General features: G+C 71.7%; 4 protein-coding genes and 3 tRNA genes. 1 reads left to right on the top strand and 6 read right to left on the bottom strand.

Features of this window, described 5'->3' with window-relative positions:
- Positions 1–68: 68 nt before the first annotated feature.
- From VMF70_03570 to VMF70_03590, 5 genes are all read right to left on the bottom strand, one after another.
- Positions 69–141 (bottom strand) — tRNA-Glu (locus tag VMF70_03570).
- A gap of 145 nt (positions 142–286) precedes the next feature.
- A tRNA-Trp gene (locus tag VMF70_03575) sits at positions 287–359 on the bottom strand.
- 152 nt (positions 360–511) lie between these two features.
- A tRNA-His gene (locus tag VMF70_03580) sits at positions 512–585 on the bottom strand.
- Positions 586–649: 64 nt separating this feature from the next.
- Positions 650–3,289, bottom strand: coding sequence for a protein kinase (locus tag VMF70_03585; protein HTT67087.1), 2,640 nt, complete (start codon positions 3,287–3,289; stop codon positions 650–652).
- Between the two features lie 13 nt (positions 3,290–3,302).
- The gene (locus VMF70_03590) at positions 3,303–5,150 is read right to left on the bottom strand and encodes a polysaccharide deacetylase family protein (protein ID HTT67088.1); all 1,848 of its coding nucleotides are present in this window, start codon (positions 5,148–5,150) and stop codon (positions 3,303–3,305) included.
- Between the two features lie 43 nt (positions 5,151–5,193).
- Between VMF70_03590 and VMF70_03595 the strand changes: the two genes are divergently transcribed.
- On the top strand, positions 5,194–6,189 hold the full coding sequence (locus tag VMF70_03595; GenBank protein HTT67089.1) for a nitronate monooxygenase: 996 nt from the start codon (positions 5,194–5,196) through the stop codon (positions 6,187–6,189).
- Between the two features lie 83 nt (positions 6,190–6,272).
- On the opposite strand, the gene VMF70_03600 is transcribed toward VMF70_03595, so the two are convergent.
- Positions 6,273–8,663, bottom strand: a 2,391-nt coding sequence (locus VMF70_03600; GenBank protein ID HTT67090.1) for a hypothetical protein, incomplete at its 5' end; no start/stop codon positions are given.

Genomic DNA, 8,663 nt, shown 5'->3' on the forward strand with positions numbered 1-8,663 from the left:
AAGGGGAATCGAACCCCTGTTCCCACCTTGAAAGGGTGGTGTCCTAGCCGTTAGACGATAGGGCCGAGTAGCGGTAACGGGATTCGAACCCGTGTTTTGGCCTTGAGAGGGCCACGTCCTAGTCCCCTAGACGATACCGCCAAGAAAGACAGTTGCGAGACGTACAGGTCCGAGTTGCGAGGCCGCCCAGGTCCGAGTTGCGAGGCCGCCCATCACCCCCCGCAGTCACCAAGTGCTCGCAACCACTCGCAACTCGGCGTCTCACAACCCGCTTCTGCTCCAAATACAGGCCCGGAGGGACTTGAACCCCCAACCCCCGGTTTTGGAGACCGGTGCTCTACCAATTGAGCTACGGACCTAGACCAAGTCGCCAGACGGCAAGTTGCCAGGGAGAAGTGGCTACCAGTTGTAGGGTACAGGACTCACCTACTGGTAACCGGGCTGCCCCCTCACCGCTAGCAACTGGTAACCACTGCTCGCTTCGCCGTCTCGGAACTTCCACCTTCAAGAGGGTGGCTGAGGGGAATCGAACCCCCAACCTCTGGAGCCACAGTCCAGCGCTCTGACCGATTGAGCTACAGCCACCGCGCGCCACGCACCCAGCATTGAAAGCTAGTCGGCGGGCCGGAACGCGGTCAACTTCGCGGCCCTAGCGCGCCGTCAGCTCCGCCACCCAGACGTCGCCCTCCCGCCGCCCCGCCGTGTAGTAGAACCGGCGACCGTCGGTCGCCAGCGCGTACCGGTTCGGCTGCTGCTCGCTGTCGCCGAAATTCACCAGCCGGCGCGACGGACCGCCGGTCGCGGGGACCGAGCGGATGGACCATCCGGACGCGTCCCGATACAGGTAGTAGACGGTCCGGGCATCGCGCGACCAGGTGCAGAGGTACGGCCCCGAGTTCTCGTCGGGCCGCGGGACCAGGATCCGGGTCGGGCCGCCGGCGGCCGGTCCCACGCGCAGGCCCTGCGGCGTGATGGCCGCGATCTCGCCGCCCGCCGGCGACCACCGCGCGTACTCCCCCGGCCACAGGTCGTGTCCGCTCCCGTCGGCCAGCCTCAGCACCCGGATGACGTCGCGGTCCTTGGTGACCGACTGGTAGACGAGCGCGCTCCCGTCGGGCGACCAGTGCGTGTCCAGGTCCTCGGCCGGTCCACTGGTCCGCTGCGTCTCCCCGGTGCCGTCGGCGGCGATCGTGAAGAGATCCCGGTTGCCGTTCCGGAGCGAGTGGAACGCGAGCGTACGCCCGTCGGGCGCCCACGCCGGAGCGAAGTCGTCCGCGGGATTGGTGGTCACCTGGATGGGGTCGCCTCCGGCGACCGGCATCCGCCAGATGTCGTAGTTGCCGCCCCGGTTGGAATCGAAGGCGAGCCACCTGCCGTCCGGACTCACGTCGGCCGTCTCGACGGTCTGGTCGCCCAGGGTGACGGGACGCGCCGACGCGCTCGACACCGGCCCTCCCGCCGGGATGTCCATCTCCCAGACGTTCGAGGAGGTCGTGAGCGTGGCGTAGGCCAGGCGACGGCCGTCCCGGCTGAGCGACAGCGAGAAAGCGCCCAACCCCGACGTGACGCGCTGGGGCGGACCGCGTGGCACGCCGGACCGGGAGACGGCCACGCGATACACGTCCCGCGGGCCCTCCCGGCTCGAGATCCACAGGAGGCTCCGTCCGTCGGGCGTCCAGACCGGCGAGACGTTGATCGCCGACGCATCGGCGATCGTCACCGGCGACCCGCCGCCGACCGGAACGACCGCGATGCCGGACTGACCCTCGTTGGCGAAGTACTTCGCGCCGAACACGAAGACCCCGTTCCCGACCGCGACCGCCACCCGCGAGCCGTCGGGCGACCACGAGGGGGAGTGCGCCTGGGGGACCGTGGCCAGCAGCGTCGGCGGGCCTCCGCGCAGGCTCTGGAGGTAGATGGACCCGAGCGGCCACTTCCGCACGTACACCAGGCGCTGACCGTCCGGGGACCAGTCGAAGCCCGCGATCGGCGGACCGTCGGTGATCGATCCCGAATCCGGGGGCACTCGCGCGAGGAGGCGCGGGGCCCCGCCCAAAGCGGGCACCGCCGCGATGGTCCCGTCGGCCGTTTCGTAGGCGACCCGCGTGCCGTCGGGGGACCAGCGCGGCCAGCGATGGTGCATGGTGGTGTCGTCGGTCAGCCGCACCGTGCGGCCGCCGCTCACCTGGCGCACGTAGATCTGCATCCGCGTGGGCGGGCCGGCCGCGTACGCCACCATGGATCCGTCGGGCGAGATCGCGGCGTCGATCTCCAGGCCGGGGTCGAGCGTGACCTGCGTCGTGGCGCCGAAGACGATGGCCGTGCGTCCGCCGCGGAACAGCAGCGCGCCCGCCGCCCCCACGACGACCACGGCGCCTGCCGCGAGCACGGGCACGAGCCGGCGGCGGGGTCGCCGCCCGGATGCGGCCGCCGGGGCGCGGCGCTGCCCGAGCGCCTCGGCGAACTGCGCGACCGGGTTGAACCGGTCCGCGGGGTTCTTGGCCAGCGCGCGCTGCAGCACGCCGGCGATCTCGTCCGGGACGGCCGGACGGATCTGAGTGATCGAGCGCGGCTCCGCCGCCAGGTGCTGGTGGATCACGCTCTCCACCGTGGGCCCGGTGAACGGCGGCTGCCCGGCCAGCATCTCGTACAGGACGCAGCCCAGCGCGTAGAGGTCGCTGCGGCCGTCCAGGTCGCGATCCCCCGCCGCCTGCTCCGGGCTCATGTACGAAGGCGTGCCGATCGCCATTCCCGTCTCGGTCAGCCGCGCGCCGCCCGCGGCGTCGACGGCCCGGGCGATGCCGAAGTCGGCCACCACGGCGTGCCCGCTCTGGAGCATGATGTTCTCGGGCTTGATGTCACGGTGAATGACGCCGCGGGTGTGAGCGTAGGACAGCGCGTCGGCCACCTCCCGCGCGACCTTCATCGCGTCGTCGAGCGGGAGCTGCTTCTCGCGCCGGATGCGGTCCCGCAGCGACTCGCCCTCGACGTACGGCATGACGTAGAACAGGACGCCGTCCGCCTCCCCCGAATCGTAGAGCGGCAGGATGTGCGGATGGCTGAGCCCGGCGGCGATCTCGATCTCGCGGAGGAAGCGCTCGTGGCCGAGCGCCGCGGCCAGCTCGGGCCGCAACGCCTTCAGGGCGACGGCCCGGTGGTGCTTGAGGTCGTGCGCGAGGTACACCGTCGCCATCCCGCCGGCACCGACCTCGCGCTCGATGCGGTAGCGGTCGCGGAGCGCCGCCGTCAGGCGCTCCACGAACTCCGGCACCGGCTCGTGCCCGCTCACCGGCGCGTCCGGATCACGGGTGCGCCCGCCGCTGCAGGCCGCGGTAGCGATGGTACCAGCTCGACGTCTTCCGCCAGAACCCGAAGCGATCCGTTCCCGGAAAGACCTGCACCCGCCGGATCTCGAGCAGGTCCTCCCCGATCCGGAGCGGCCCGCTGTCCGAGGCCACCCCGAACGCGTAGCCGGCGCGCTCGGCCGCGTCCTTCACCGCCGCGTCCACCGCGCCGTACGGATAGCAGACGGACAGCACCGGCCGGCCGGTGCGCTCCGCGATCGCCCGCCGCGAGCCCTCCAGCTCGGCGGCCAGCCGGTCGGCGCCGAGGCCGGTGAGCCGCGCGTGGCTGAGGGTGTGGGAGCCGAACTCGATCCCGTGCTCCTGCATCTCGCGGATCTGGTCGCCGGCCAAGAGCGGCACCTGCGGCTCGCCCTGCGCCGCGTCCCAGAGGTTCGCCGTCACGTTGCGGTCGCCGATCAGGAACACCACGGCGCTCATGCCGTGCTCGCGCAGCAGCGGGAAGGCGTTGGTGTGGTTGTCGGCGTAGCCGTCGTCGAAGGTGAGGATCACCGGGCGCCGGGGGAGCGCGGAGCCGCCGGCCAGGTAGGCGCCGTAGTCCCCGAAGGTGATCGTGGTGTAGCCGCGCCGCGCCAGCGAGGCGAGCTGCGCGGCGAACCGCTGGCGCGTCACCCAGATCCCGTGCCGGCTCGCCGGCGGCGCGTCCACGATCCGGTGGTACATCAGGACCGGGATCCGCCGCCGTGACTTCGCGGCCCGCGCGCGCCGGTACACCTCCTCGATGCGCCGCCAGGTCTCGCGCACGTCGTAGTGCCGCTCGACGAACGCGCGGCCCCACGCCGCGAGGCGGCACCGCCGCTCGGCGTCGCGCAGCAGCGCCACGGCGTCCGCGGCCATCCGCGCCCGGTCGGTGTCGCGCCGCACGCCCGAGTCGCCGAAGTTGGTGTTGCGGCACTCGTCCGCCGTCGCCTCCTCCGCGACGCCCACGTAGTGCGTCTCGCCGTGCGCGAGGACCGGCCGGCCCATGGCCAGCGCGTTGAGCGCGCTCCGCCCGGCGCCGATCACCACGTCGGCCGCCGCCAGCGCGCCGCGCACGTCGCTCTGGTGGCCCAGATACCGCACCCGCTCGCTCCCCAGCCGGCGGTTGGTCTGCGCCACCAGCTCCGGGAAGTCCGCGGTGCCGCGCATGCCCCCGACCACGATCAGGGTCGCGCCCGGCACCTCCTCCAGCACCCGCGGGAACACGTCCCAGACGACGAACCTGGCGACCGCGCCCCGCGGCCCCGAGAGCCGGCCCACCAGCGCCACGACCGGCCCCTCCGCCCGCAGGCCGAGGGCACGGCGCGCCTCGGCCGGCGAGGAGCCGGGCCGGTACAGCTCGAGGTCCACCCCGTTGGGCACCAGGTGGAGCCGCGAGCGCGGCAGGCGCAGGACCTGCAACGCGTTCGCCTCGACCGTGGGCGAGACGGCCGTCACTGCCTCGCCGTAGACGCTGAAGCGCACCGAGGCGTGCCGCGGCTGCAGCATGTGGAGAGTGGAGACGAGCGGCACGCGCGAGCAGCGGGTGGCGAAGAACGCGACCCAGCTCGCGGCCCGCGAGTGCGCGTGTACCAGGTGGATGCCCCTGCCGCGAATGACACGCCGCAGCGCGACCACGTTCCGGACCCGCCGGACGTAGCCGCGCCGGTCCAGCGGCAGGCTCACGTACTCGGCGTCCATCTCCGTATGCAGCGTGTCCGAAACCACCGTCACCCGGTGCCCCGCCCGGGCCTGCTGGCGGATCAGCGAGGCAGCGAACCGCTCGGCGCCGGTGACTTCGCGCTGCGAGAGGACGTGGAGGATGTTCACGGGAGCGTGCCCGCAGGCTCCTTCGGCGTTATCGTTGCCGACAATGGTGACTCTTACGACGCCGTTCACGCAACAGGCCGGCATCGAGGTGCCGCTGGTCTGCGGCGCGATGTACCCCTGCACCAACCCGGAGCTGGTGGCCGCCGTCTCCGAGGCCGGCGGCATCGGCGTCGTGCAGCCGCTCTCGATGGTCTACGTCCACGGCCACGATCTGCGCGAGGGCCTGCGGCTCATCCGCCGGCACACCGCGAAGCCCATCGGCATGAACGTCCTGATCGAGCGGTCGTCGCGCACCTACCTGGAGCGGATGCGGCGCTGGCTCGACGTCGCGCTCGAGGAAGGGGTGCGTTTCTTCGTGACCTCGCTGGGCAAGCCGCGCTGGGTCGTCGAGCGCGTGGCCGCCGCGGGCGGCGTGGTCTACCACGACGTGACCGAACGGAAGTGGGCGGAGCGGGCGCTCGAGAGCGGCGTGCACGGGCTCATCGCCGTGAACGACCGCGCCGGCGGCCACGCGGGGCCGAGGAGCGCCGAGGCGCTGATCGAGGAGCTGGGCGACCTCGGCCGCCCGGTGATCTGCGCCGGCGGCGTGGGGGACGAGCGGGCGTTCGTGGCCGCGCTCAGGCTGGGCTACGCCGGCGTGCAGATGGGGACCCGGTTCATCGCGACCGACGAGTGCCGCGTGCACCCGGACTACAAGCGGCGGATCGTGGTGGCGGGCGAGGACGACATCGTCCTCACGGAGCGCGTGACCGGCGTCCCGCTGGCGGTGATCCGGACGCCGTACGTGGAGCGCGTGGGCACCCGGGCCGGGCCGCTGGCGCGGTGGATGCTGCGCGGCCGGCGCACCAAGTACCTGATGCGGACGATCTACGCCCTGCGCTACGTGTGGAAGCTCAAGCGCGCCGCCCTGGGCGGCGGGTCGTCGCGGGACTACTGGCAGGCGGGCAAGTCGGTCGCGGGCATCACGCGGATCGAGCCCGCGGGCGAGATCGTGCGGCGGTTCGCCGCGGCCGCGCGCGAGGCCGCGACCGCAGTCTAGCCGAGTCCTGCACCCGCCGGCGGCCGAGGGGGTTGCTCGGCACGCCGGCGGCCCGGGCGCCCGGCCTTTCCCGGGCGCTCCGCCTAGTTGGTCGTGATGTTGACGATCGTCATCCGCCCCACGCGGGTCCGCCCGTCCGGCGCCTCCACGTGCCAGAAGTACACCCCGCTCGCCACCAGCTGCCCCTCCCGCGTCAGCAGGTCCCACGGCTCCTCGCCCCCGCCCGTCGGGTCGTTGTGGGTGAGCACCCGCACCAGGATCCCGCTCACGCTGTAGACCCGGATGATCGCCCGGTCGGGCAGGTTGACGAACCGCAGCTGCCGGGGCCCGCCCGCGGTCTCGTAGCCGCTGTGGTTGTAGTAGGGATCCGGCACCGTGTGGATGCGCGTCAGGTCGCCCGAGGCCGCCGCCAGCGTGAAGCCCCGCGTGACCTGGATCTTCAGCGACAGCCCGGGCACGTACGGCTGGCGGTAGGGCAGCGGCGTGTACGAGTAGCCGGAGCACGCCGTCGCCGCGGCCGCCGGCGTCGCCGGGGTGTAGGTCGAGCAGGTGGCGTCCACCATGCCATCGAGCACCTTGAGGTGCCACTTGGTGCCGGCCGCCGGCAGCGAGGCCATCTGCATGATGAAGAAGCTGCCGTCGATGTACAGCGAGATGCCGTGGCCGTTGGCCGTGCCCGTGTTGTCGTAGTTGATCGGCTCGTACTCCGCCTTGTTCTGGAGCGGAGCGCAGGTGGCGCCGAACGTCAGGCTGCACACCGGGGCGATCGCGTACTGATGCCAGTACCCGACCACGCCGACCGTCGGCGCGCCGGTGCCGTCCGCGATGTCGCCGGCCGTGACCCCCGCCGCGGTGAGGGCCCGCTCGTTCACGAAGCCCCAGCTCACGCCCATGTCGGGCCGGAACGGCACGTTGAGGTGGTGCGTGGAGTCGCGCACGGTGATCGTGGAGTCCGCGTTCCACGTCACCACGAAGTCGCCCGGATGACCCAGGGACGTCCCGTACTGGACGTACCGGTGCAGGAGGTTGATGCCCGGCGGCGTACCGGTGTTCGGCAGGCGGTACGTCAGGGCCTGGTAGATCATGCTCACGCCGGTCAGCTTGCCGTCGGTGTTGGCCGCCGAAGCGAACGGATTGACCGTCGGCTGCGAAGGCTCGGCGCTGCCCTCGTCGTACCACACCGGCTGGTTCAGGAGCGCGCTGTGATGCTGCGCCGCCGTCTCCCCGCTCCACGGGTACCGCTGGGAGCTTATCGTGAGGTTGCCGGGGCTGATGGCGCCCATCGGCGCGATGAAGGTCTTGAACTGGACCGGCATGGTCGCACCGGCTTTGAACAGCACCGACAGCCCGAGCGCGGCCGCCCGCGCGGAGTCGTACTTGACCAGGGGGGCCGCCGTCGAGTCCAGCACCCAGTTGCTGGTCGAGGTGACGTTCACCTGGTTGTACCCGGCACCGGGGTCGAACGGGATCACCCGCCGCACCGTGTCCTTCCCCGAGATGAGCGACAGGTACATGCTCGCGTACGGACCGCCGAAGCCGCCCACGGTCCCCGGCACGAGCGAGTCGATCCGCGCCGTGATGTCACCCGGCGGCAGCGCCTCCAGCACGCCGGCTTCCAGGATAAACGACGCTCCGTTGGTCGGCGGCACCAGCCCCGTGAACACACCCGTGGCGGAGTCCACCCGGATGCCGGCCGCGTTCGGGTCGAGCGCCACACCGTCGTCGCCGAACATCCCGGTCACCACCACCGCCGGCTCCGCGTTGGACGACGGCACCCGCGGCGTCACCGCCTTGGTCACCAGCGGCGACTCCAGCGACGACGGCCCGCTCCGCACGCTGTTCACGTCGAACGCCGTCACCGCGTACACGTACTCGAAGCTGTTCCGCACCGTCGAATCCACGAACACGTAGGGCACCGCGTAGTACAGGGTCCCCGTCCGGGCGCTGAAGGCCGTGTCCGCCTGCACCAGCTCGATCGCGCCATTGGCAAGGAGCGCCCGACCGCCCAGCGGCACCTGGATCACCGTGGCGTTCGGCGGGCCGTAAGAGGGCACCAGCGGATAGGCCACCGGGAATGTCGGGCAGCTCGCGGTCACGCCCAGCTCCGGAGCGCACTGGTTGCCGTAGAGCGCCAGATCGTAGATCTGCGCGGTATAGTCCGTGAACGTCGCACCCGCCACGTCGAACTCCGCGATCACCGACAGGCTCGACGCCGAGGTGCCCCGCCAGATCCGGTAGCCCTGGACGTCGAACTGGCGGTAGTCGGGGTCGTAGAGGGGGTTCACCGTTCCGTCCGGATTCAGCGGCAGGCTCGCCACGCCGAAATACGCGTCCCCGACCGCCTCCGAGTTCGACTTCTGCCAGGCGATGGTGACCTTGCCGTCGCCAGGCGCGAGGTAGAAGCTCGGCGCATCCGGTGCGCTCGGCAGCAGGAACTTGTGATCGAAGAGCGCCTGCGCCGCCTGGGCCTTGTT

The organism is Gemmatimonadales bacterium, assembly GCA_035502185.1.
In the GTDB taxonomy this organism is placed as follows: domain Bacteria; phylum Gemmatimonadota; class Gemmatimonadetes; order Gemmatimonadales; family JACORV01; genus Fen-1245.